Source organism: Magnetospirillum sp. (assembly GCA_027532905.1).
In the GTDB taxonomy this organism is placed as follows: domain Bacteria; phylum Pseudomonadota; class Alphaproteobacteria; order CACIAM-22H2; family CACIAM-22H2; genus Tagaea.
The window spans coordinates 327,478-349,472 of sequence record JAPZUA010000005.1 but is presented as its reverse complement, the minus strand read 5'-3'; the positions used below and the strand labels follow the sequence as shown (position 1 = coordinate 349,472).

At 65.3% G+C, this 21,995-nt stretch carries 22 protein-coding genes; 11 read left to right on the top strand and 11 right to left on the bottom strand.

What is annotated here, in order from left to right:
* Positions 1–8: 8 nt before the first annotated feature.
* Complete coding sequence (gene lptD / locus O9320_18280) at positions 9–2,174, bottom strand: LPS assembly protein LptD (protein ID MCZ8312798.1); 2,166 nt, start codon at positions 2,172–2,174, stop codon at positions 9–11.
* A gap of 295 nt (positions 2,175–2,469) precedes the next feature.
* Between lptD and rpe the strand changes: the two genes are divergently transcribed.
* The 3 genes from rpe to galE are packed head-to-tail and all read left to right on the top strand — an operon-like array spanning position 2,470 to position 5,791.
* The gene (gene rpe, locus O9320_18275) at positions 2,470–3,144 is read left to right on the top strand and encodes a ribulose-phosphate 3-epimerase (GenBank protein MCZ8312797.1); all 675 of its coding nucleotides are present in this window, start codon (positions 2,470–2,472) and stop codon (positions 3,142–3,144) included.
* A 2-nt stretch (positions 3,145–3,146) separates the two neighbouring features.
* Entirely contained in the window at positions 3,147–4,784 is a 1,638-nt protein-coding gene (locus O9320_18270) for a heparinase II/III family protein (GenBank protein ID MCZ8312796.1), read from the top strand.
* A gap of 11 nt (positions 4,785–4,795) precedes the next feature.
* Positions 4,796–5,791: a UDP-glucose 4-epimerase GalE gene (gene galE / locus O9320_18265; GenBank protein MCZ8312795.1), complete on the top strand. Its 996-nt coding sequence runs from the start codon at positions 4,796–4,798 to the stop codon at positions 5,789–5,791.
* Here the strand turns inward: galE and rfbG are convergent.
* The 5 genes from rfbG to fsa form a co-directional block, all read right to left on the bottom strand.
* Positions 5,788–6,810, bottom strand: a complete 1,023-nt coding sequence (gene rfbG, locus O9320_18260; GenBank protein ID MCZ8312794.1) for a CDP-glucose 4,6-dehydratase — start codon at positions 6,808–6,810, stop codon at positions 5,788–5,790. The genes galE and rfbG overlap by 4 nt on opposite strands.
* A gap of 46 nt (positions 6,811–6,856) precedes the next feature.
* Complete coding sequence (locus tag O9320_18255; GenBank protein ID MCZ8312793.1) at positions 6,857–8,032, bottom strand: hypothetical protein; 1,176 nt, start codon at positions 8,030–8,032, stop codon at positions 6,857–6,859.
* Between the two features lie 8 nt (positions 8,033–8,040).
* Complete coding sequence (locus tag O9320_18250; protein ID MCZ8312792.1) at positions 8,041–9,579, bottom strand: MBOAT family protein; 1,539 nt, start codon at positions 9,577–9,579, stop codon at positions 8,041–8,043.
* Positions 9,580–9,757: 178 nt separating this feature from the next.
* Positions 9,758–11,056 carry an MFS transporter gene (locus O9320_18245; GenBank protein ID MCZ8312791.1) on the bottom strand — a complete coding sequence of 433 codons (1,299 nt, stop codon included), beginning with the start codon at positions 11,054–11,056 and terminating at the stop codon, positions 9,758–9,760.
* 30 nt (positions 11,057–11,086) lie between these two features.
* Positions 11,087–11,743, bottom strand: coding sequence for a fructose-6-phosphate aldolase (fsa, locus tag O9320_18240; protein ID MCZ8312790.1), 657 nt, complete (start codon positions 11,741–11,743; stop codon positions 11,087–11,089).
* Positions 11,744–11,876: 133 nt separating this feature from the next.
* On the opposite strand from fsa, the gene O9320_18235 reads away from it, so the two are divergent.
* The gene (locus tag O9320_18235; protein ID MCZ8312789.1) at positions 11,877–12,596 is read left to right on the top strand and encodes an SDR family NAD(P)-dependent oxidoreductase; all 720 of its coding nucleotides are present in this window, start codon (positions 11,877–11,879) and stop codon (positions 12,594–12,596) included.
* On the opposite strand, the gene O9320_18230 is transcribed toward O9320_18235, so the two are convergent.
* Positions 12,593–13,546 (bottom strand): hypothetical protein, encoded by a 954-nt coding sequence (locus O9320_18230; GenBank protein MCZ8312788.1) that lies wholly within the window; start codon positions 13,544–13,546, stop codon positions 12,593–12,595. The genes O9320_18235 and O9320_18230 overlap by 4 nt on opposite strands.
* 92 nt (positions 13,547–13,638) lie before the next feature.
* On the opposite strand from O9320_18230, the gene O9320_18225 reads away from it, so the two are divergent.
* The 4 genes from O9320_18225 (at position 13,639) to O9320_18210 (ending at position 16,406) form a co-directional block, all read left to right on the top strand.
* Entirely contained in the window at positions 13,639–14,073 is a 435-nt protein-coding gene (locus O9320_18225) for an SxtJ family membrane protein (GenBank protein ID MCZ8312787.1), read from the top strand.
* Between the two features lie 13 nt (positions 14,074–14,086).
* Complete coding sequence (locus O9320_18220) at positions 14,087–14,239, top strand: DUF5989 family protein (GenBank protein MCZ8312786.1); 153 nt, start codon at positions 14,087–14,089, stop codon at positions 14,237–14,239.
* A 1-nt stretch (position 14,240) separates the two neighbouring features.
* Positions 14,241–16,076 carry a carbamoyltransferase gene (locus O9320_18215; protein ID MCZ8312785.1) on the top strand — a complete coding sequence of 612 codons (1,836 nt, stop codon included), beginning with the start codon at positions 14,241–14,243 and terminating at the stop codon, positions 16,074–16,076.
* A gap of 162 nt (positions 16,077–16,238) precedes the next feature.
* The gene (locus O9320_18210; protein ID MCZ8312784.1) at positions 16,239–16,406 is read left to right on the top strand and encodes a hypothetical protein; all 168 of its coding nucleotides are present in this window, start codon (positions 16,239–16,241) and stop codon (positions 16,404–16,406) included.
* Positions 16,407–16,421: 15 nt separating this feature from the next.
* Here the strand turns inward: O9320_18210 and htpX are convergent, their stop codons facing one another.
* Complete coding sequence (gene htpX, locus O9320_18205; protein ID MCZ8312783.1) at positions 16,422–17,333, bottom strand: zinc metalloprotease HtpX; 912 nt, start codon at positions 17,331–17,333, stop codon at positions 16,422–16,424.
* 75 nt (positions 17,334–17,408) lie between these two features.
* Here htpX and O9320_18200 point away from each other — a divergent pair, with 75 nt between their 5' ends.
* The 3 genes from O9320_18200 (at position 17,409) to O9320_18190 (ending at position 18,763) form a co-directional block, all read left to right on the top strand.
* Positions 17,409–17,564, top strand: coding sequence for a DUF1674 domain-containing protein (locus O9320_18200; GenBank protein ID MCZ8312782.1), 156 nt, complete (start codon positions 17,409–17,411; stop codon positions 17,562–17,564).
* Between the two features lie 37 nt (positions 17,565–17,601).
* Complete coding sequence (locus O9320_18195) at positions 17,602–18,255, top strand: CPBP family intramembrane metalloprotease (GenBank protein ID MCZ8312781.1); 654 nt, start codon at positions 17,602–17,604, stop codon at positions 18,253–18,255.
* Between the two features lie 70 nt (positions 18,256–18,325).
* Positions 18,326–18,763, top strand: a complete 438-nt coding sequence (locus tag O9320_18190; protein ID MCZ8312780.1) for a hypothetical protein — start codon at positions 18,326–18,328, stop codon at positions 18,761–18,763.
* Here O9320_18190 and O9320_18185 read toward each other — a convergent pair.
* Genes O9320_18185 through O9320_18175 form a run of 3 tightly spaced genes read right to left on the bottom strand, consistent with a single transcriptional unit; the run spans position 18,760 to position 21,936 of the window.
* A complete protein-coding gene (locus O9320_18185) occupies positions 18,760–19,986 on the bottom strand; it encodes a multidrug effflux MFS transporter (protein MCZ8312779.1) in 1,227 nt (408 codons plus the stop codon). The genes O9320_18190 and O9320_18185 overlap by 4 nt on opposite strands.
* Positions 19,983–21,203: a multidrug effflux MFS transporter gene (locus tag O9320_18180; GenBank protein MCZ8312778.1), complete on the bottom strand. Its 1,221-nt coding sequence runs from the start codon at positions 21,201–21,203 to the stop codon at positions 19,983–19,985. Before O9320_18180 ends, O9320_18185 begins: the two co-directional genes overlap by 4 nt.
* The gene (locus tag O9320_18175; protein ID MCZ8312777.1) at positions 21,196–21,936 is read right to left on the bottom strand and encodes a SprT family zinc-dependent metalloprotease; all 741 of its coding nucleotides are present in this window, start codon (positions 21,934–21,936) and stop codon (positions 21,196–21,198) included. Before O9320_18175 ends, O9320_18180 begins: the two co-directional genes overlap by 8 nt.
* Positions 21,937–21,995 lie beyond the last annotated feature (59 nt).

Genomic DNA, 21,995 nt, shown 5'->3' with positions numbered 1-21,995 from the left:
CCGCGCCCCTACAGACCGCGTAGGGACAATTCGCCGAGATTGCGCAGGGCGATTCGGAACAGAATGGCTGTGTCCGGCGGCAGTTCGGCGCGCCCGATATTGCGCCGCGTGAGATCGACGCCCCAGATGAAACAGTCGTCCTCGTAGAACAGCGTGGCACCCGCAACCAAAATGCCGGTATCGTTGCCGAGCGCTTGGATCAAGCGGCTTTCGACGCGCCAGTTTTCCGTGAAAACGATGCCCAGAGTGTGGCCGAGCTGGTTGATCGAGGCGAGCGCGGTCGGCTGCAAAGCGCGGTCGATGCGCGCATGCGCGAGGGTGTAGCGCAGCGCCGACGGCCCCAGCGACACGCTGCTGACGGAGCGCAGGAGCTCGCGGCTCGCATTGTCGATCTGGAATCGGTACGTCGTCGAAAGCCAGGGATGCAGCGTCGTATTGAAGCGTCCGACGAAGTCCGAAAAGCGCGTGTCGATGCCCGAACCGGCAGGGACTGCCGATTCGCCTTTGTGCCGGTATTGCTGGCCCAGAAAGGCGCTGAAGCGTTGGGCCCAAATGTTCGAATATTCGGTATTGAGGCCGTAGATCGTGCGCATGCCGCCCTCGGCACGGTCGTAGCCGGTGAAACGGTTCGGGCGCAGCAGATTGGTGTCGTCGAAGGTGAGGCCCAGGCTGTCTTCGTTGGGCAGATTGCGCTGGTCGCCCAGATTGGGGGCTGCGAAAGCCCCTGCCACTGGCTCGACCAGCAGCCGTGCGGCACCGTTGCTGCGCACCAGCGGATAGCGCCACGACACGCCCAATTGCGGCAGCACGCGCGACTGCACGCCGTCTTCGGTGGGCCGAAACCCGCCGCCGTTGGTATTGATGTTGGCCGTGTGGAACAGGTCCGTCTGCACGGTGGCGCTGACGGTGTAGACCTCACCGGTTCGCGTCGTGTAGGGCAGGGTCCAGCCACCGATGGCGCTGCCGCGCTGCGTGCGCACTCCGTTGCGTCGGTAGATGGAAGCGGTGTTCGCGTCGAACTCGAAGCGCCCGCCAAGCGCGCCCGGTTCGCCGATCCAGCTATACGCACCCGCTGGCAGCACTTGCGGCGAGCGTTCGAGGCTGTCTTCCGGCCGCAATCCCTGGTAGCTCAAACCCTGCAGCACCGCGTAGCCGCGATCGCGGAAGCCTTCGGTGTAGATGCGGCTTTCGAAAACGTTTTGGTCGAGGAACGAAAAACGCTGGCGCAGCCGGTAGCGGTCGACGAAGGTCTTGTCGGTGGCGCGCGCGACGTCGAAACCCCAGCGCCAATCGTCGTCGATGTCGAAGCGGCCTTTGCCGCTTGCATAGCCGCGCGTGTCGCCGAAGCCTTCGCCTTCGCGGCGCGTGCGCATTAAGGCCGCATCGAACTGCACTTTGCCGTTGCGTGCGAACTCGCGGTACTCGCCCGCGAGGATCGGCAGATCGTTCGTCAGCACGATCGGCGTCACGGTCGCGTCGGCGGAGGGCCCGAGCGTCCAGTAGTAGGGCGTGCCGAACATCGTACCGACCTGGCTCGACGAGGTGACGTCCGGCATAAGGAAACCCGAGGCGCGTTTTTCCGTGCCGTCGGGATGTGCCATGTAGGGCGTGTAGGCGACGGGCACACCCGCCACTTCGAGCCACGCATTGTCGTAGGTGATTTCCTTGGCCGCCTGGTCGTGCGTGATGCGCTCGGCGCGCAACTGCCACATGGGTGCGCGCGTCGGATCTTTTTCGCACGGTTCGCACGGGCTGTAGGTCGCACGCCGCATCACGGTTTTGCTACCGTCGGCCCGGCGTGCGGTAACGGCGGCAAAGCGCGACTGGTCGGTCAGCATGGCGCGCAGATTGCGGATCGTGCCGTCGCGCATGTCGCTCGTGAGCTCGACGAAATCGGCGAAAACCACGTCGCCGGCCGGGTCCAACAGCATGACCCCGCCCGAGGCCGTAACCACGTTCGTGCGACGGTTGTAGGTCAGCGTGTCGGCCTTCAAGAGCCGGTCGCCTTGCGAAATCTCGACCTGGCCGCGCGCGATCACCAGGCCCAAATCGTCGTCGACTTGGATTTCGTTGGCGCGCACCAGGGCAGGTGCGTCGAACCCGTCGCGCGTGGATTGCGCATGCGCGCTTGCCGCGGCCAGTGTCAGGGCCGCGACGAGGGCAATGCGCCGCAAGCCGACGCCGACGGCTGAACCTCTCGTCGTGCGGGGCGGAGACAATGTCATTTGCGGGTCAAGTTGCGTCGGCGCTATCTGAAATTATGATGGACTTCGAAGTGCTTACGTCGAAGCGGCGGGCATTATAGCGAGGCACCTCGCGAATGCCATTGGATAAATGCAGCCGCTGTCGCGGCAAAAGTCGCGTAAATTGGGGTTGGCCATCGCACGACCTACCATCCCTTGCTTGCCCCGCCTGCGACCTGATAAATCAACAGGCTTGTTGTCCATTGCTCATTCGGAAGGTCTTTGCTTGCAACAGCCAATTCGCCTCGCCCCGTCGATTCTGTCGGCCGATTTTGCGCAATTGGGTGCGGAAGTGCGCGCGATCGATGCGGCCGGTGCGGACTACATCCATGTCGACGTGATGGACGGGCATTTTGTGCCTAACATCACGATCGGGCCCGGCGTGGTGCGCGCCTTGCGTGCGCATTCGCAGAAAATCTTCGACGTGCATCTGATGATCTCGCCGGTCGATCCCTATGTGGCCGCGTTCGCCGATGCGGGTGCCGACATCATCACCGTGCATCCCGAAGCGGGCCCGCACGTGCATCGCACGCTGCAGCTCATCCGCAGCCTCGGCAAAAAGGCCGGCATTGCGATCAATCCGGGCACGCCGGTCGAGGCGGTCGATCCTTTGCTGGCGGATGTCGATTTGGTGCTGGTCATGTCGGTCAATCCCGGCTTCGGTGGGCAGAGTTTCATTGCGGGTGCGCTCGAGAAGATTGCGGCGTTGCGCGCGCGCATCGACCGGATCGTCGCGGGAACCGCCCGCCGCATCGATCTCGAAGTCGACGGCGGCGTCAACCAGCAGACGGCCCGGCTCGTTCGCAAGGCGGGGGCCGACGTGCTTGTCGCCGGCACGGCCGGTTTTGCCGGCGGTCCTGCCAACTACGCCGAAAATCTGCGACGGCTGCGCGAGCTTTGACGATGGCTCGTGCGCGGCAGCGCTCCCGCTGGTTGGATTTCTGGAACGGCACCCCGCTCTATCGCCTGCTGATCGGCGGGCGGGCCGTGGCGCGGCTCGCACGCCTGGCGCCCGAACCGCTGCCCGGATCGCGGCCACGCGGCGAGGCGATCGTTGCGGGCAAGCTTGTATGCGCGGGACGCGCCCTTCCGGCCGAGCGGCCGGATTGGGCGGCCGCCGATCTGAGCCAAGCCGCCCTCGACGAACTTAATGGCTTCGGTTGGCTTGACGATCTTGCGGCCGTGGCGAGCGAGACGGCACAATCGCGCGCACGCGCCCTCGTCGAAGACTGGATCCTTGCCAATCCCAAATGGCGCCCCGTGCTGTGGGACGCCGAAACGACCGGGCGGCGCTTGGCGGCATGGCTTGCACACGCGCCCTTCCTGTCGCGCGGCGAGGGCGACCGGCTCGGGCCGATGCTGCTGCAGTCGGCCACGCGCCAGGCGCGGCATTTGGCGCGCTGTGCGGGCAAAGCGCCGCGCGGCCTGCCGCGCCTGCAAGCGCTCAAAGGTCTCGTCTATGCGCATGGCTGCGGCCTGCTCGACGAGCGCACTTTGGGTGCCGTTGCACAGCGCCTAGCGATCGAAGCCCAACGCCAGCTGGCGCCTGACGGTTTCCATCTGAGCCGCGGCGCGCGCGCCCAGCTCGAAGCGCTGTCGATCCTCGCCGATTCGCGCCTTGCCATCGAAGCGGCCGGTGCGAACGTGCCGGAAGCCCTGCACCGTGCGATCGAAAAGCTCGCCCCGGCGTTGCACTTTTTCCGCCACGGCGACGGCGGACTTGCGCTGTTCGAAAACTCGAACGTCGAAACCGCCGCCTTGGTCGATACTGTGCTGGTGCGCGCGCAATGGCCAGATCCGCCGCCCGAGCGTGCCATGTCGATCGGCTTCGAGCGCGTGGTCGCCGACCGCGTGCTGCTGTTTGTGGATGCGGGGCCGCCGCCCGAAGAAGGTTTCGACCGCCACGCACATGCGGGTGCTTTGGCATTCGAATTGTCGGCGGGCAAGGAGCGCATCGTCGCCAATTGCGGGGCGGGCCCGCAGGACGATTCCGAATGGGCGCTCGCTCTGCGCGCGACGGCCGCCCACTCCACGCTCACGCTCGAGGATACGAGTTCGAGCGAACCCATCCCCGGCGGTCTGCGCCGCCGCTTGAAAAAGGTCTCGGCCGCGCGCGACGAGGCCGACGGCAATGTCTGGCTCGATCTGAGCCATGACGGCTATGTGTCCGACTTTGGCTTCGTGCATCGCCGCCGCATTTTCGTGGCCGGCGACGGGCTCGATTTGCGCGGCGAAGATTCGCTGCTGCCGGCGGCAGGGGCGACGCCGTCGCCCTCGGCGCGCTTTGCAATCCGCTTCCATCTCTATCCCGATATCCAAGCTTCGGTGATCCAGAACGGCGCGGCGGCTTTGCTGCGTACGCCGCGCGGTCAAGCCTGGCGACTGCAGATCGCGGGTGCGGCCCTCGAGCTTGGCGAGAGCGTGTCGTTCGCCCAGCGCGGTACGGCACGGCGGGCCGAACAGCTCGTCGCAGCAGGTACGGCCGGTGCGCAGGGCATGTCGGTCAAATGGGCCTTCAAACGGATCCAAGGCGAGCGTTAGGCGAAATCGACATGGGCAGCGAGAATAAGGCGAGTGTGCTCGTCACTGGCGGGGCAGGCTTCGTGGGTGCGCATGTGTGCCGCGCGCTTGCGCTGGCCGGACATCGGCCGGTCGCATTCGACAATCTGAGTGCGGGCCATCGCGATTTCGTGCGCTGGGGCCCGCTCGTCGAAGCCGAAGTCGGCGATGCCGCCGCCCTCGATGCCGCGATCGCCGCATATGGCATTCGTGCTTGCGTGCATCTGGCGGGCTCGATCGAGGTCGGCCTTTCGGTCAAAGAACCGGTGCGCTTCTGGCAGAACAATGTTTCGACGACGTTGGTGCTGCTCGACCGGTTGCAGGCGGCCGGCGTGAAGTCGTTTGTTTTTTCGTCGACGGCGGCCGTCTACGGCATGCCTGAACAGGTGCCGATGGCCGAAGACCATCCCAAGCGGCCGACCAATCCCTACGGCGAGACCAAGCTTGCGGTCGAACAGATCCTCGCGGCCCAAGCGCGGGCGACGGGCCTGTCGTGGATCGCGTTCCGCTATTTCAACGCAGCCGGTGCGGCCTGGTCTGACGGGATCGGCGAAGACCATTCGCCCGAAAGCCATCTCATCCCGCTCGCCTGCCAAGCCGCGATGGGCATTCGTCCGCCTTTGACGATCTTCGGCACGGATTATCCCACGCCGGACGGCACGGCCTTGCGCGACTATATCCACGTGGCCGATCTCGGGGCCGCCCACGTTCTCGGCATCGAGCGCGCTTTGGCGGCGCCGGTCGCAACCGCGTTTAATCTTGGCACGGGCCAGGGCTATTCGGTGCGCGACGTCGTGGCGACCGTCGAGCGCGTCGCGGGCACGCCTGTGCCGCACAGTTTCGGCAAGCGCCGCGACGGCGACAGTCCCGCCCTTGTGGCCGATCCTGCGGCCGCCAAACGCGAACTTGGCTGGCAGCCGACGCATTCGGACCTCGCGCGCATCGTCGCCGATGCCTGGGCCTGGCACCAATTGCGCCACAAAAACTAAAGCTTCGAAAACGCCTCGATCTGCGCGCGCGTGACTTTGCGCATGTCTTCGCCGTTGGCCCAGGCGCGATACCAAGCGGCTGTCCACGCCATGGCCGTTTCGAAATCGAGCTTGGGCGCCCAGTCGAGCGTGGCGTGCGCATAGGCTGCCGACAGCGTCAGATACGGCGCTTCGGGCGGCGGGTTCGTGTTTTCGATCGTCCAGCCCGGTTTGCCGTCGAACGCTTTGCCGAATTCTTCGACGACCTCGCGCACGGTGCGCCGTGCGGCTGCCTCCGGCCCGAAATTGAAGGCGCCGTCGCAGCCTTTTTCCAGAATCGCCAGATAGCCTGCCAGCGGGTCGAGCACATGCTGCCAGGGGCGCACGGCCTCGGGCCGGCGCAGCACGAGCGTGGTGCCGGCCGCAAGGGCACGCACCGCATCCGGCACGATGCGATAGGCGGCCCAATCGCCGCCGCCGATGACGTTGCCCGCACGCGCGGTTGCGAGCGGCACTTTGCCCGCAAAATAGCTGCTGCGGAAACTGTCGACCGCAATCTCGCACGCGGCCTTGCTGGCCGAATAAGGATCGTGCCCGCCAAGCCTGTCGGTTTCGACGAAGGCATGTGCGCTGCCGTCGTTGGCGTAGACCTTGTCGCTCGTCACAACCAGGATGGCTTTGGGGGTGACGTGCCGGCACGCGTCGAGCACGTGCGTCGTGCCGAGGAAGTTGGTGGCGAAAGTCTCGACCGGGGCTGCCAGCGACGGCAGCACCAGCGGCTGGGCCGCCATATGCACGACATAGTCGGGTGCAAAATCTTCGAACGCTTTGCGCACGAGGGCGGCGTCGCGAATGTCGCCTTGCGTGTGCGCGGCGCAGAGTGCCGCACCGTCGATCAGCGCAAACAGCGAGGGCTCGCTCGGCGGGGCCAGTGCGAGGCCCGCCACCTTGGCGCCAAGCATCTCGAGCCATGCGAGCAGCCATGCCCCTTTGAAGCCGGTGTGGCCGGTCAGCAGCACGCGTTTTCCCGAAAAATCCATACCTGCTCCTTGGGTCGCCCGCCGCGCGAGCGGTCCAGCGTCTCGTTCAGTCCGCGAGCGCAAAAGCCGGAAATCCGGCGGCCCGCGCCAAGCCGGCTATTTCCGCTACGTCGTCCGGCGCCGTGCCGACCCACGCGCGGAAGCCCGCACGAATCGCGGCAAGATGCGCATCGATGCGCGCGGGCTCAAGCTCTACCCCAAAGTCGGACGGCGTGCCAGCGAAGCGGTCCAGAATCCGGGCACCGAGGACGGGATTGAAATGGATCTGGTCGCGGTAATTGACCATGCGTGCGAAAGGTTCGGCGGCCAACGGCAAGGCCTCGGTGGTCTCGGGCCCGAAGCCCGAAAAATCCCATACGCGCACGCCGGGGCTGCGCGCACCCAAATCGGCGAGGCTGCGCTTCCAGGCCTCGAATGTCGGCCACAGGCCGATCGCTTGGATCACGGCCAACGCACGCGCGTGCGACGGTGTTATGAACATATCGACCGCGATGCCGCGTTCGTGGCACAGCGCCAGCGCATCGGCAAGCACTGCCGTCGGCGCTTTGCCGTACGGGCTTTCGTCGAACGCGTAACGGTAGGCGGGCGGCGTGAGATACGTGCGCTCGATGAAGGCCTGGTCGATCTGGCGGAACATTTCGCGCAGCTTCGTGCGCTGGCCGCTGTCGCCCCCGCTGCCGCCGCGTCGCTGAGCCAGAAATGTGTTGGCCGAGTCGGCAAGACTGTCGATCGACAAAAGCCAGCGCAGCCTTTCGCGCGCCGCCGCTGGATTGGGCAGACCCGCAAGCGTGACGTCGAGCACGTCTTCGCGGAAATCCACGGTCGGCGGCCGATAGCCGTTGAACGCGAAAAAATCGAGCGCGATCACGACCCGGCGCAGCTTGTGGTTGGCTGTGACGTGCTGCAGATAGCGGAACGTCTCGTAGGCATTGGCCCCGCCGACTGCGAGCACGTAGACGCGCGCGTCGCCCCAGAAGGCGTGCTGGTCGGGGATGCCTTCGGCGGTGCTGGCACCGATCACGAGGGCGTCGATCGGTTTGCGGACGGTATCGGCCGCCGTGTATAGCCGTGCCTGTCGGCCCAAAAGCGGTTTGTCCGCGTTGATGCCGGCGATGCGCGGCGTGCCCACGACAGCGTAGGGATCGATCGCCGCATTGAACGCGATCGCGGAACCGAACAGCCCCAAGGCGCCCACCAGCAGCATCTGAAGATAGCGTCGCATCGGCACCCTCAAAATCGGAAATAGATGAATTCGCTGACGCGCTGAAGGCTCAGCAGCGACGCTGCTGCCCAGACGGCCAGACACGCGGCCCACAGCCAATTCGGCCGCCAGGCGAAACGCGTCTTGAGGGACTGCAGATCGCCGCGATAGACGCCGAGGATGGGGCGGTAGCGGCCGAAGATCTGCTGCGTGTTGGGCAGCAGCCAGACGACGAGCAGGCCTGCCGTCACGACCAGGATGCCGGCATTGCGCCAATCCTCGAGCGTCACGATATTCGCCCCCGCAAAGCGGATGCCGAGCGCTTCCAGAGCCGGTGCAAGCGCGCCGATTTTGCCGGCCGCCGCCGCCGGAAAGGTAACGCCGTCGAAGGCGGCCAAGGCCGCGTACATTCGCGCCGTTCCGCCGAGCGTTTCGGCCGCAAACGGAACCCACGCCAGCACCACGCACACGAATGTGAGCGGCATGCCGATGGGTGCGATCAGGTGTTTTGCCGCCGCCGGCGCAAAATGGCGCCACAGATGGTTGAGCGCGAGCAATGCGCCGTGCAGCGCCCCCCACAGCACGAAGTTCCAACTCGCACCGTGCCAGAAGCCGCCGAGCACCATGGTTGCGAACAAAGCCGCGATATGGCGGCCGGCACCGTGCCGGCTGCCGCCGAGCGGAATGTAGAGATAGTCGCGCAAGAACCGCGACAGCGTCATGTGCCAGCGGCGCCAGAAATCGGCCACGCTCGAAGCTTTGTAGGGGCTGTGGAAATTGACCGGCAGGCGAATGCCGAACATGCGCGACAGGCCGATCGCCATGTCCGAATAGCCCGAGAAGTCGAAATAGAGCCGCAGCGCGTAAGCGAGCGTTGCCGCCCATGCTTCGAAGAAGGTCGGTGTGGCACCCGCATCGGCGGCCGCGAAGATAGGGGTCGCGAAGGGTGCGATATTGTCGGCCAGCAGAAGTTTCTTTCCGAGGCCGACCGCGAAGATCGACAGCCCCACCGCAAGATTCGTGGCGCCGAGGCCCAGGCGCACGCGCGCGAATTGCGGCATCATCTCACGGTGGTGGATGATGGGGCCTGCGATCAGATGCGGGAAAAACGTGACGAACAAAACGTAGCGCGCAAAATTGAGCTCACGCACCTCGCCGCGCGCGGCGTCGGCCAGAAATGCTATCTGCGTGAAGGTGTAGAACGAAATGCCGGCCGGCAATGCGATGCGCAGCAAGGCGATGTCGATGCCGGTCGCCGCCGCGAGGTTGCCGACGAAAAAGTCCGCGTATTTGAAAATGCCGAGCAGTACCAGATTGGCCGCGACCGCGAAGGCAAGCAGGGTGCGGCTGCCGGTCGCGGCCAAGCGGATGCCGCACGTGAAATTGAACAGGATCGATCCGGCCATGACGGCCGCGTGCCACGGCTCGGCCATGGCGTAGAAAACGACCGAGGCCACCGCCAGCCAGACGACAGCCGCACTGCGCCCGACAAAATGCCCTGCCATCCAATAGCCCGCCAGCACGAGCGGCAGATACACAAACAGGAACGCAAAGGAGTTGAAAAGCATTGGCGATTTGTTCCGGTCGAGTCGCTTTTTCGTGCCTGGTGCCTGGGGCGGATCGAATCCGGGAACACGTCGCGCAGCGTTATCCAACGCGACAGGCTTCTGGGCCGAATATCGCATTCGTTCGCTGGCAGGGCAACTTGCCGGGTGGATGAGGAACCGCGCCGCGTGCCCGGAAACGTCAGGCGTTTCGTCGCAGCCGTGCCGCGAAAAATCCGTCCATGCCGCCCGGTTCCGCCCAATGGCTCGGCAGCGTCGCAAGATCCCCGTCTTTCGATACGAGCGCGTCGGTGCCTGGGATTTCGCCGGGGCCAAGCGGCAGGCGCTTGAAGGCCGCATTGCGCGCGAGGAAGGCCGCCACGCGGCTGCGCCCTTCGCGCGGATCGAGCGAGCAGACCGCATAGACGAGCGTGCCGCCGGGTGCCGTCATCTCGGCTGCGGCATCGAGCATGCGGTCTTGCACGTCCACGAGCTTGGCGGCATCGAGCGGCGATTTGAGATACGCGATTTCGGGATGGCGGCGCAGCGTGCCGGTTGCCGTGCAGGGTGCATCGAGCAGCACGTGCGAGAAAGCTTGCGCCGGGCGCCAATCGGCCAAATCGCCCGCGACCGTTTGCGCCGCAAGCCCGACGCGCTGCAGATTTTCCGTCACACGCCGCAGCCGCTTGGTCGATTGATCGACTGCTAAGACATCCGCACCCGCGGCGGCAAGCTGCATCGTTTTGCCGCCGGGGGCCGCACATAGGTCGAGCACCTGTGCGCCCTTCACGTCGCCGAGCAGGCGTGCGGGCAACGCTGCGGCCGCGTCCTGCACCCACCAGGCCCCTTCCGCAAAACCCGGTAGCTCGGCAACGTTGCCGCTGTCGGAAAGCCGCAGCGTGCCGGTCGGCAACGTGGTGGCACCCAATCGTTCGGCCCACTCGCTCGCATCGCCCTTGAGCGTAATGTCGAGCGGCGGTTCCTTGGCATGCACGGCCGCAACCGCGCGCGCGGTTTCCTCGCCATAGGCGGTCGACAGGATGTGCCACAGCCAGGGAGGGGTATCTAGGCAGGCGGCGTCGCACGCGGCGATCAGCTCTTTGCCCTCGCGCGCCACGCGGCGCAGCACCGCATTGACCACACCGCGCAACGCCGCTTCGCGCGGGCCGCACAGTTCGACCGTTTCGCCGACGGCTGCGTGGGCGGGCGTGTCGAGTAGCAGCAATTGGGCAGCGCCTAAGCGCAGAATATTCAGGATCGGTGGCGGCGGCGTGCCGCGATCGAGGCACTTGGCGAGGACGGCGTCTAGCGAGCCCATGCGCCGCAGCACGCTTGCCGCAAGCAGGCGGGCGAAGGCGCGATCGCGCGGCTCGAGCCGATGCAGCTCGGGCAGGTTAGCCGCCGCATCGTCGAGCGTGCGCAGCTTGAAGACGACGCGGTCCAGCATCTCGCGCGCGAGCGCACGCGCGGTCAGCGGCAAGGCGTGTTTGGGGTGCGCCATAGCGGCGACCGGTCCGACCGCGGCCCGCGCCTAAAGGATCGACTGGCCGGTCTTTTTCCAGTCGGCGTTGAACTGCGCAAGGCCCTTGTCGGTCAGCGGATGGCTGAAGAGCTGTTTGAGTGTGGAGGGCGGCATCGTCGCCACATGCGCACCCATCTTGGCGGACTCGACGATGTGCACGGGATGGCGCACCGAGGCCACCAGCACTTCGGTTTTGAGGTTCGGATACTGGCGATAGATCGTGCAGATATCGGCGATCAGGCTGAGGCCGTTGGTGCCGACATCGTCGAGCCGGCCGACGAACGGCGAAATGAACGTCGCACCCGCTTTGGCCGCGAGCAGCGCTTGGGCGGCACTGAAGCACAAGGTAACGTTGACCTTGGTGCCTTCGTTTGCAAGCGCGTAGCAGGTCTTGAGGCCATCGACGGTCAGAGGCACTTTGACCGCGACGTTCTTGGCGATCTTGGCGAGCTTGCGGCCCTCTTTGAGCATCGTGTCGAAATCGTTGGCGGTCACCTCGGCGCTGACGGGGCCGGGGACCAGCGCGCAGATTTCGGCCACCACCTCGAGGAAATTGCGCCCGCTCTTGGCGATCAAAGACGGGTTGGTCGTCACGCCGTCGACGAGACCCGTCATGGCGGCTTCGCGGATTTCCGAAACTTCGGCGGTGTCGATGAAGAATTTCATGGCTTCTTCCTGCAGGGGCTAGGGCACGGCGGGCATAATTCGGCTTCTGACGCGCAAAAACAAGCAAAGAAAAAGCGCCGTTTGACCGCGCCCGCAAGGCGTCTAAGCTCGGCGCGAGGCGGAGGCGACACGCGTGGATTTGGGATTGAAGGGAAAGCGCATTCTGGTGACCGGAGCGGCGCGCGGCATTGGCGCTGCGAGCGCACGCTTGCTGGCCAACGCGGGTGCGGTCGTGGGCGTGCATTTCGTCCATGCCGAAACTGCCGCCGCTGCGATCGTCGCCGCATGCCCGGGCAGCCGCGGGTTTCAGGCCGACCTTGCCGATCCCGCCGCCCCGGCAGCTTTGATGGCGGCTTTCTGCCGCTGGGCCGGTGGGATCGATGGGCTTGTGAACAATGCAGGGGGTGTTCCCGCCGATGCGGCCGCAACTTGGCAGCTCAATTGCGCCTCGCCCATCGCCTTGATGGATCTGGCGCAAAGCCAGCTCACCGTCGGTAAATCATCCGCAATCGTTAACGTGTCGTCGATCGTGGCCGGCCGTGCGGCCTCGCCAAGGCTCGACGCCTATGCACAAGCCAAAGCCGCCCTCGAGCAGGCGTCGCGCAACCGCGCACTTGCGTGGGCGCCGGTGGACATTCGCGTCAATTGCGTGCGGCCCGGCGTGGTCGATACCGATCTCAATGTTTGGCCCGACGATCCGGACCGCACCAAGTTCCAGGCACGCATCGCGCGTGTGCCGATGGGCCGTGCTGCAACGCCGAACGACGTCGCGGCTGCAATCCTGTTTCTTGCGAGCGACGCGTCGAGCTACATGACCGGCACCGTGCTCAAAATCGCGGGCGGCGAAGATTAGGAAAGCGCCGCGCGCGCCACGAACGGGGCCACGCATTCGGTCCACATGGCATGGCGCTCGGCTGTCGGATGGCCCACGCCGCCGATGCGCAAAGAGGGCTCGCGCTCGAATTCCGGCGCGCGGCAATCGGCCACGACGATGCCGTTGCGCTGCAAGGCCGGCACCATCCAGTCCGACGCGTCGGCAAGCAGTAGCACCACAAGCGTTGCATTGGCTTCGCGCGCCGTCTTTGCCATTTCGGCGAACAACGCTTCCATCGTCGGCCGCACGAAATCGCGCCGGCCGCGCAATTCGTAGCGTAGCCACGCGCGTTTGAGTTCGGTCACGATGACGGACTGTGCTTCGAGCGGCCACGGCTCGATGGGCCCGCCCGCATGTTCGACGAGGCTGCCGTCCTGGAACAGCGCATGCGGCGGCACGAGATTGCGCCCTTGCGCGTCGAACAGCGAACGCACCCAGCCGAGCGAGGCGACGTTGCGATCGCGATGGTCGCCGAACAGGCCGTAGACGAATACGCGCGGCGGATCGCTTGCGCGGGCGCGCATGCGCAATAGCGATTGGTAGGTGCCGTAGCCGCCCACGCCGAGATTTTCGAACGCGATGTCGGGCAGTTTTTCGCCAAGCTGCCACACGAAGGTTTCGGCGTCGGCCACACCGTAGCCTTGCGTGATCGAATCGCCGACGAAATCGATGCGCGGGCCGCGATGGGCGAGCTCTCTGCGGCTGGCGCGCTGGCTGTTCGGCCAGAAGGTCATCGGCACGTTGCCGGCCTCGTTCGACGCGACGATGCCCGGCCGATTCGTCCAGCCGAATTGCGGATGCGGTTCGGCCCAGCTATTGGCGCTGCGGGCCGCAAAATCGGCGGGCGTATAGCCGACCCAGCGCAGCATGGCCTCGCCCAGCGCCACCGACACCAGCAGCGAAACCGCAAACAAAATCGCCGATTTCAAGCCAACCCTCTGTCTTTTCGTGGATATTTTCGCTGGCAGGCCCCCTGGTCGGGGTCTAGTATCCGCGCGATTCGAACCCTAGGCGTTTTAGCATGGCGAAGCCCTCCGGCACCCACGAAGATTACGCGCGCGACGAAGATCTGCAAGGCTCGAGCGATCGCAGCTTCGGCTTCGTGTTCACCGGCTTTTTCGCGCTCGTCGGCGGCGTGAAGCTCTACACGGGCCACGCTTGGGCGCTCTATTGGTTCGCGGGCGCAGCAACGTTTTTGGCGGCCGCGTTGCTCGTGCCGCGGATCCTCGCGCCGCTCAATCGGCTGTGGATGAAGTTCGCCCTGCTGCTTTATGCGGTCATGAATCCGCTGACGATGGCGCTCTTGTTTTTTCTGGTCGTCACACCGATCGGCGTGGTGATGCGGCTTGCCGGCAAGGATTTCCTGCGCAAGCGCCTGGAGCCCGACGCACCGAGCTACTGGCTGCCGCGCGATCCGCCGGGGCCGGCACCCGATTCGATGAAACAGCAGTTTTGAGGACCGAGGGCCGATGCTGTCGCTGATCAAGGAACTCTGGCTGTTCATGCGCGTGCGCAAGAAATTCTGGCTGCTGCCGATCGTCGCGATGATGGCGCTGTTCGGCGGACTCATCGTGCTGACCAAGGGTAGCGCCATCGCCCCCTTCATCTACACGCTGTTCTAGAATGCGCATTCTCGGTCTTTCGGCGTTCTACCACGACTCGGCGGCCGCCCTCGTCGTCGACGGGCGCATCGTGGCGGCCGCGCAAGAAGAGCGTTTCACGCGCAAGAAGCACGATGCGCGCTATCCCGTGCACGCGATCGAATATTGCTTGGCTGAAGCCGGGATCGCGCTCGACCAGATCGACCATGTTGCCTTCTACGACAAGCCGTTCTTGAAGTTCGAGCGACTGCTCGAGACCTATCTTGCGTTCGCACCGCGCGGCTTCACATCGTTCCGCATGGCGATTCCGGTGTGGCTCAAGGAAAAGCTGTTCCAGAAAAAGCTGTTGTCGGACGAACTTGCGAAGGCCGCACCCGGCTTCGACTGGGAATCCAAATTGCTTTTCGCCGAGCACCATCAAAGCCACGCGGCGTCGGCGTTTTTCCCGTCGCCGTTCGAAGAGGCTTTGGTGCTCACGATGGACGGTGTGGGCGAATGGGCGACCACGTCGGTCGGCATCGGGCGCGGGAATACGTTGGAAATGGTGCGCGAGATCCATTTCCCGCATTCGCTGGGGCTGCTCTATTCGGCCTTCACCTACTATACGGGCTTCAAGGTCAATTCCGGCGAATACAAGGTCATGGGGCTTGCCCCCTACGGCACGCCGCGCTTTGCGCAAACGATCCTCGACCATGTGCTCGATCTCAAAGCCGACGGCAGCTTCCGTCTCAATATGGATTATTTCGACTATTGCACCGGCCTCACCATGACCAACGCGAAGTTCGATGCGTTGTTCGGCGCACCCCGGCGCCAGCCCGAACAGCGCCTCGACCAGCGGCACATGGATTTGGCGGCTTCGGTGCAGGCGGTTCTCGAAGAGGCGGTGTTGCGGCTCACGCGCAGCCTGCAGGCCGAAACCGGTATGGAAAATTTGTGCCTAGCCGGCGGGGTCGCCCTCAATTGCGTGGCCAATGGCAAGATCCTGCGCGACGGCAAATGGAAAAACCTGTGGATCCAGCCGGCGTCGGGCGATGCAGGCGGGGCACTCGGGGCGGCACTTGCGGGCTACCATTTGTTCAAAGGCGGGGCGCGCACGGCCAACGGTACGACCGACACGATGCAGGGGGCCTATCTCGGCCCCGAATTCGCGCAAGCCGACATCGAAAAGCGCCTCGCCGCGGTAGGCGCCAAGTTCGAGGTGCTGAACGAGAGCGCACTTGTCGAACGGGCGGCGGGCGATTTGGCCGACGGATTGGCGCTGGGCTGGTTCCAGGGCCGCATGGAATTCGGGCCGCGCGCACTTGGCGGGCGCTCGATCTTGGGCGATGCGCGCAGCCCGGCCATGCAGAAAACCCTCAATCTGCGGGTCAAGTACCGGGAAAGCTTCCGCCCGTTTGCACCCTCGGTGTTGCGCGAGGACGTAGCCGACTGGTTTGAGCTCGACGGCGATTCGCCCTACATGCTGCTGGTCGCCGACGTGGTCGAAAAGCGCCGCCGCGCCATGACGCAAGCCGAGCAGGCTTTGTTCGGCATCGACAAGCTTAATGTGCCGCGCTCGGACATTCCGGCCGTCACGCATGTCGATTATTCGGCGCGCATCCAGACCGTCCATTCCGACACCAATCCGCGTTACCACGCGTTGATTTCGGCCTTCAAAGCGCGCACTGGCTGCCCGGTCATCGTCAATACGAGCTTCAATGTACGCGGCGAGCCGATCGTCGGCAGCCCCGAAGACGCGTTCCGCTGCTTCATGGGCTCCGAGATCGAGCGCTTGGCCGTGGGGAATTGCTATCTCGTCAAAGAGGCGCAGGATCCGGCCCTCAAGCTCGATTACAAAGACGAATTCGAGCTCGATTAGGCGGATTCAAGCTTTCGCGGGTCGCGCGGCTTTGCCCCGCTAGCGGTTGAAGTGCCCGCGTGCGGCACAAAAAATGAATCGGAGATTGTTGTGGAATAGGCGTTTGGGGGCTTGCGTTCTCCAAGCGAATGCCAGTTTATACAGCGTCTCGGATGGACCGCCATGACCGACATCGCCCCGCAGCATCTTGCCCAACCTTCGCGCCGGCCGCGCGCCTTGAGCCGCATTCAGGCGCTTTTGTTGGCGTTGGTCTTGATTGTGGGCGGAGTGGCGATCGCGCGAGCCGACCGGCCGGATCCCGCCAACCTGCCGGTCGCAGGCGGGCTTTAAGCTACCCTCCCAGACTTAACCCCAGGGCCCGCGGCGACGCGGTGCGGCCGGCGCAAAACCGCTCGTAATCCCACTCCTGGACCCACCCATGGCCTGGGCTTGCGCCGTCAGCGCTTCGATGCGGTTGGCGGGATTGGGATGCGTCGAGAACAGATTGTCCATCCGCGCACCCGACAGCGGGTTCATGATGAACATATGGGCGGTCGCCGGGTTTCGCTCGGCCGTATCGCTCGGGATTTGATGCACGCCTCTGGAGATTTTGGCGAGTGCCGAGGCCAAAGCCATCGGGTCGCCGCACATCTCGGCCCCAATCCGGTCGGCCTCGTATTCGCGCGATCGGCTGATCGCCATCTGCACAAGACTTGCCGCCAATGGCGCCAAAACCATCATCACCAGCGTGCCCGCAATGCCGATCCCGCCGCGCTCGCGATTGCCGCCGAACAGCATCGCGAAATTGGCGAGCATGCCGATGGCACCGGCAAGCGTGGCCGTCACGGTCATCGTCAGCGTGTCGCGGTTTTTGACGTGCGCGAGCTCGTGCGCCATCACGGCGGCCACTTCGCGCTCGTCGAGGATCTCGAGCAGGCCCTTGGTTGCCGCAACGGCCGCGTTTTCGGGGTTGCGGCCGGTGGCAAAGGCGTTGGGCTGCGCATCGTCGATCAGAAACACTTTGGGCATCGGCAGGCCCGCATTGGCCGCCAGATTGGCGACGATGCGATGGAAGCCGGGCGCTTGCTCGGGCGAGACCTCGTGCGCGCCGTACATGCGCAGCACCATCTTATCCGAGTTCCAGTAGGCAAACAGGTTCATGCCTGCGGCGAACAGCAGGGCCAGCAGCATGCCGCCCTCGCCGCCGAGCATGAAGCCGATGGCCAGGAACAAGCCGGTCATGCCGGCCAACATGATCGCGGTTTTGGCGTAATTCATGTCTCAGCAAATAAGCAGGCGAAGGCGCACGTTCAAGTCTTGCCCGCCGGGCCCAAAGGCCGCATATCTTTGGCCATGACCGAGACGCCCGAAACCGACGCGAAACCGCCCGAACCCGCACCTGCGGCCGAAAAGCTGACGCCCAAACCTGCCGAAATAGGCGGGCCAAAGGGCCCCGAGCCCACGCGCTACGGCGATTGGGAGCGGGGCGGGCGCTGCGTCGATTTCTAGCCCCGCCGCACAAGCCGCCGCACCGACTGGGCCGGCTTTGCGCTTTTTATGGGCGTTCCTCGGCGTTTTTTTCGTCGTCTGGATCGCCCGGATCCTGCTGATCCCGTGGACTGATGCCGCCGCCGACCAGCCCAGCACGGTGCGTCTGATCGCCGATCTTTGGCGTTTGGCGATTTGGCTCCTCCTGCCGCTCGTATGGCTGATCCGCTTCGAGCGCGTCGATCCGCGTGTGGCCATCGACCAGCGCCCCGGTGTTCGTCCTTGGCTAGGGCTGGCACTCGGGCTTGGCTATCTTGGTGCCGCGCGCCTCTACGACGTGGCGATGGGCGCACCCTGGATCGCGATCCCGGCCCTGCCGGTGCCGACGTTGGCGGCCTCGATGGTCGGCATCGCGTTTGCGGCCCTGTGCGAGGAGTTTCTGTTTCGCGGCGTGCTGCTCAAGGAACTTGCCCGCCGCTACGGCTTCGGTCGCGCCAATTTCCTGCAGGCCGTTTTGTTCGTGGCGATCCAGTGGCCGGCCTGGATTGCGCTGATCGAGTTCGATCCGGCCACACTTGCCCTGTTGAGCGGCCTTGCCTTGCTCTATGCGCTGCTGCTGGGGGTGATCGTGCGCCAGACCGGCACGATCTGGATCGGGTTCGGGGTGCAAACGCTCGGCAATGTGCTGCAAGGGCTGGGGTTCGGTGCGTAGACCGGGGCCTGAAGTTGCGCAAAAGCGGCGCTTGGGGCCAAATGGGGCTCGAACGGGAGTATCGACAGTGATGTTTTCTCGCCTTGCAACCTGTGCGGCCCTGCTGGGCTTGGCGGCCTGCCAGGGTCCGGCTCCTGCCGGGGCCTTGCCGCGCCTCGACGTCAAAAGCACGTTGACGGCCGACAATCTGTGCTCGCAGGGCCTGTCGCCGGCGATCGAGCTCGGCCGTGTGCCGGTCGGCACGGTGCGCTACCGCGTGCGTTTCCAGAATGTCGGCGTACTGTTCAGCGCACCGCTGGACTACGAATTCGATGCCGGTTCGACGCGGCTTGCCGAGGGTGCCATTGCAGGATACCGCGGCGTGTGCCCGGGCGAGCGCCAGCGCTTTGAGATTCGTACCGAGATCCTGGCCCTCGACGCTGTCGGCCGCACCTTGGCTTATGGGGTCACGAACCAGACCGTGACCTCGACGACCTCGATGCTGAAAGCGCCCAAGCCCGAGCTTTAGTTGATTCGTTTCGCACCCGGTCGCACGAGAAAGAACAGGCTGGCCGCGACGGCGACGGCACAGAACATCACAAGGCCCGCAAGGGCGAGCGGCGTGCCGTCGTGCAGATGGCCGAACGCGATGCCCACGAGGGCCGCACACGCCATCTGCAGGAAGCCCATCAGCGCCGAAGCGGCGCCCGCCATATGCGGATAGGGGCCGAGCGCCCCGCCCTGGCCGTTGGGCATGCCCATGCCCATGCCGCACATATAGAACGCCATTGGTCCGACGAGGAACGCCGCCCCAACGATGTCGGCCGTGACTGCACCGGCGAGCGTTGCTGCCAGCATGCCCGCCCCGCCCAGCAGCTTGATGCTCGTCGCGAAAATCAGCATGCGGTCGATGCCGAGCCGCAGCGTGAGATGTGCGGCCAATTGCGCACCCGTGAAATAGCCGACGACGCAGGCGGCGAAGAAATAGCTGAACGTGTCGGGTGCGAGGCCAAGATCGCCGATCAGCACGAAGGACGAGCCCGAGATGAACGCAAACAAGCCGCCATAGCCGAACGCCACGCACAGCGCGTAGCCGAGATAGCGCCGGTCGCCGAGCAAGGTCGCGTAGTTGCGTTGCATGCGGCCAAGCTCGAGGGCGGTCGGGTCGCGCTGTTTGTTGGTCTCGACCAGATAGAAGGCGAGCAACGCCAACAGAGCGCTTGCAAGAGCCACCAACAACGCGAAATTCCAGCGCCAGCCGAAATTGACTTCGACGATGCCGCCGAGGATGGGGCCCGCCGCCGGTGCGAACGCCATGACCGAGCCCACAAGGGCGAGCATGCGTGCGGCTCCCTCGCGCCCATAGACGTCGCGCACGATGGCGCGGCCGAGGACCACGCCTGCACAAGCCCCTGCGGCCTGCAGGGCACGTGCGGCGATCAGCGCTTCGATCGAAGTCGCGATCGCACAGGCAGCCGAGGCCACGACATAAAGGGCGATACCGCCAAGCACGATCGGCCTGCGGCCGAAACGGTCCGACAGCGGGCCGTAGACAAGCTGCACGAGCGCAAAGGCGGCCATAAAAACCGACAGCGTCAATTGCGTGGCCGCCACGTTTGCACCCAAGCTTTGGCCGATGGCGGGCAGCGACGGCAGATAAAGATCGGTCGAGAGCGGCCCGATCGCGACCAAGCCGATGATCAGCCCGAAAAGCAGGCGCGAATGCCCGGCACTGGCAGGCGAAGCGTTCATGGTGCGGCTGCGGCTTGCCGCAGCTCGGCCGGGCGCGCGATCAGGAAATAGCCGGAAGCCGCAAGCAGCCCGCCCCCCAGCACGCCCATCGCCAACGACCACGCCGTGCCGTCCGAGAGGGTCGCGACGATCAGCGTGCCCAAGGCCGCGCAGGCGGTCTGCAGGAAACCCTGCAGCGCCGATGCGGCACCCGCGATGCGCCCAAAAGGCTGCATGGCACTCGCCGTTGCGTTGGGAAGGGCAATGCCGAATCCGAGCATAAATAGCATCATGGGGGCGACGAGCGTTGCCGGCGCCGATAGGCCGCCGAGCACGACGGCCGCCATCGCCACGCCGCCGGCCGCACAAATCGAGGTGCCGATGGCAACCGCGCGCCGTGGGGCCACACGCCCCGACATGCGGCTGGCCGTAAGCGAGCCCGAGAAATAGCCGACGACCGTAAAAGCCGGCACGAAGCCGAACATGGCCGGCGACATGCCGTAGACGTCGATGAAGATGAACGGAATGCCGGTCGTGAAGGCCATCAACCCAGTGAAGGCGCCGGCCCCCACGAGCGTGTAGCCGACATAGAGGCGGCTCGACAGCAATTGCCCGAAGGCACCCAGCAGATGGGCGGGTGCGAGCGCATCGCGGTTGAGGTTGCGGTTGCTCTCGGCCAAGAACCGCCACGACGCGAGTCCCACGAGACTGCCGAACACGAGCAGCGCCAGAAACGCCGAACGCCAGCCGAACAGGGTCTGCAGCTGGCCGCCGATGACGGGGGCGATCGCCGGCCCCGCCGCCATCGCCATGCCGATGAAGGCAAGGGCGCGCGCGGCCTCGGCGCGGTCGTAGCGGTCGCGCGTGATTGCGCGCGACACGGTGGTGCCCACGCTCGCCCCGATCCCCTGCAAAGCGCGCCCGGCAATTAGCATCCCAATGCTGGGGGCGAGCGCACACATCAGCGTGCCCGCAAGATAGACGCCCACGCCGACGAACAGCACCGGCCGCCGTCCGAACCGGTCGGAGAGCGGCCCCCACACGAGTTGGGCCAGCGCGAGTGCGGCCAAATAAAACGTCATCGTGAGTTTGACTTGGTCGGGCGGGGCCATCAGCGCTTGGCCCATCGACGGCAGCGACGGAATGTAGAGCGAGATCGACATTTGGCCGAGCATGACCATCGAGGTCAGCAGGGCGATGGCGCCGAGCGTGGCGCGCTGGGGCTCTTTGCTATCCATGACGCAGCAAATGCGCACCGTTGGCGGCAAGCCATTGGCGCGGCCGCTCGAAGCCCGGGTACAGGCGAGCCACGAGCGCCCAGAATTCGGCGCTATGGTTCATGTGCGTGAGATGCGCCACTTCATGTGCAACGACATAGTCCAGTACTTCGGGCGGTGCCAGCACGAGGCGCCAGGAAAACGCCAAAGTGCCGTTGCTTGCTGCACTGCCCCAGCGCGTGCGCGTGTCGCGAATGCGGATGGCCGCAACTTTGCGCCCCGTGGTCGCCGCCAAGGCATGCGATTTTTCGGCGAGCATGCGCCGCGCTTGCGCCTTCAGCCAATCGCGCACGCGGCGTTCGGCAAATTCGGGCGCACCCGCCACATGCAAAATGCCGCCTTCAAGATGCGTAGGGCCGCGTTCGACGCGTGCGACCATTACAGGTTGGCCCTGATACGAAAACCGGCTGCCGGGGGCGAATTCGACGCGGTCGGGCACGGCCGCCAAGCGCGCCTTCAGCCAATCGCGCTGGCCGCGCACAAAGCCAATGCCGCGCTCCACGCTCGTGTGCCACGGCACGGTGAGGGCGATCGAACCGTCGCTGGCATCCACGCGCACGCTGATGCGCCGCGCGCGCGGATTGCGCCGCACGCGCACGCTCGCAATCTCGCCGTCGGCCAGCAGATCGGGCACGTCAACGCGTTTTTCGCGCGCGACCGCACGGTTTGGGAACAGGATTTTAAAGAGGCCCACGCCTCGTGTTTTAAGGGCTTGCTCGTGACCGGCGCAAGCGCCGAAGATGGGACGGAAAA

What these genes read in the sequence shown, in the direction of transcription:
- O9320_18185 (MCZ8312779.1), bottom strand. Translation starts at nt 19,986, where the DNA reads ATGAACGCTTCGCCTGCCAGTGCCGGGCATTCGCGCCTGCTTTTCGGG.
- galE (MCZ8312795.1), top strand. Translation starts at nt 4,796, where the DNA reads ATGGGCAGCGAGAATAAGGCGAGTGTGCTCGTCACTGGCGGGGCAGGC.
- O9320_18200 (MCZ8312782.1), top strand. Translation starts at nt 17,409, where the DNA reads ATGACCGAGACGCCCGAAACCGACGCGAAACCGCCCGAACCCGCACCT.
- O9320_18255 (MCZ8312793.1), bottom strand. Translation starts at nt 8,032, where the DNA reads ATGCGACGCTATCTTCAGATGCTGCTGGTGGGCGCCTTGGGGCTGTTC.
- O9320_18225 (MCZ8312787.1), top strand. Translation starts at nt 13,639, where the DNA reads ATGGCGAAGCCCTCCGGCACCCACGAAGATTACGCGCGCGACGAAGAT.
- htpX (MCZ8312783.1), bottom strand. Translation starts at nt 17,333, where the DNA reads ATGAATTACGCCAAAACCGCGATCATGTTGGCCGGCATGACCGGCTTG.
- fsa (MCZ8312790.1), bottom strand. Translation starts at nt 11,743, where the DNA reads ATGAAATTCTTCATCGACACCGCCGAAGTTTCGGAAATCCGCGAAGCC.
- O9320_18215 (MCZ8312785.1), top strand. Translation starts at nt 14,241, where the DNA reads ATGCGCATTCTCGGTCTTTCGGCGTTCTACCACGACTCGGCGGCCGCC.
- O9320_18270 (MCZ8312796.1), top strand. Translation starts at nt 3,147, where the DNA reads ATGGCTCGTGCGCGGCAGCGCTCCCGCTGGTTGGATTTCTGGAACGGC.
- O9320_18245 (MCZ8312791.1), bottom strand. Translation starts at nt 11,056, where the DNA reads ATGGCGCACCCCAAACACGCCTTGCCGCTGACCGCGCGTGCGCTCGCG.
- O9320_18210 (MCZ8312784.1), top strand. Translation starts at nt 16,239, where the DNA reads ATGACCGACATCGCCCCGCAGCATCTTGCCCAACCTTCGCGCCGGCCG.
- O9320_18190 (MCZ8312780.1), top strand. Translation starts at nt 18,326, where the DNA reads ATGTTTTCTCGCCTTGCAACCTGTGCGGCCCTGCTGGGCTTGGCGGCC.
- rfbG (MCZ8312794.1), bottom strand. Translation starts at nt 6,810, where the DNA reads ATGGATTTTTCGGGAAAACGCGTGCTGCTGACCGGCCACACCGGCTTC.
- O9320_18180 (MCZ8312778.1), bottom strand. Translation starts at nt 21,203, where the DNA reads ATGGATAGCAAAGAGCCCCAGCGCGCCACGCTCGGCGCCATCGCCCTG.
- O9320_18220 (MCZ8312786.1), top strand. Translation starts at nt 14,087, where the DNA reads ATGCTGTCGCTGATCAAGGAACTCTGGCTGTTCATGCGCGTGCGCAAG.
- O9320_18250 (MCZ8312792.1), bottom strand. Translation starts at nt 9,579, where the DNA reads ATGCTTTTCAACTCCTTTGCGTTCCTGTTTGTGTATCTGCCGCTCGTG.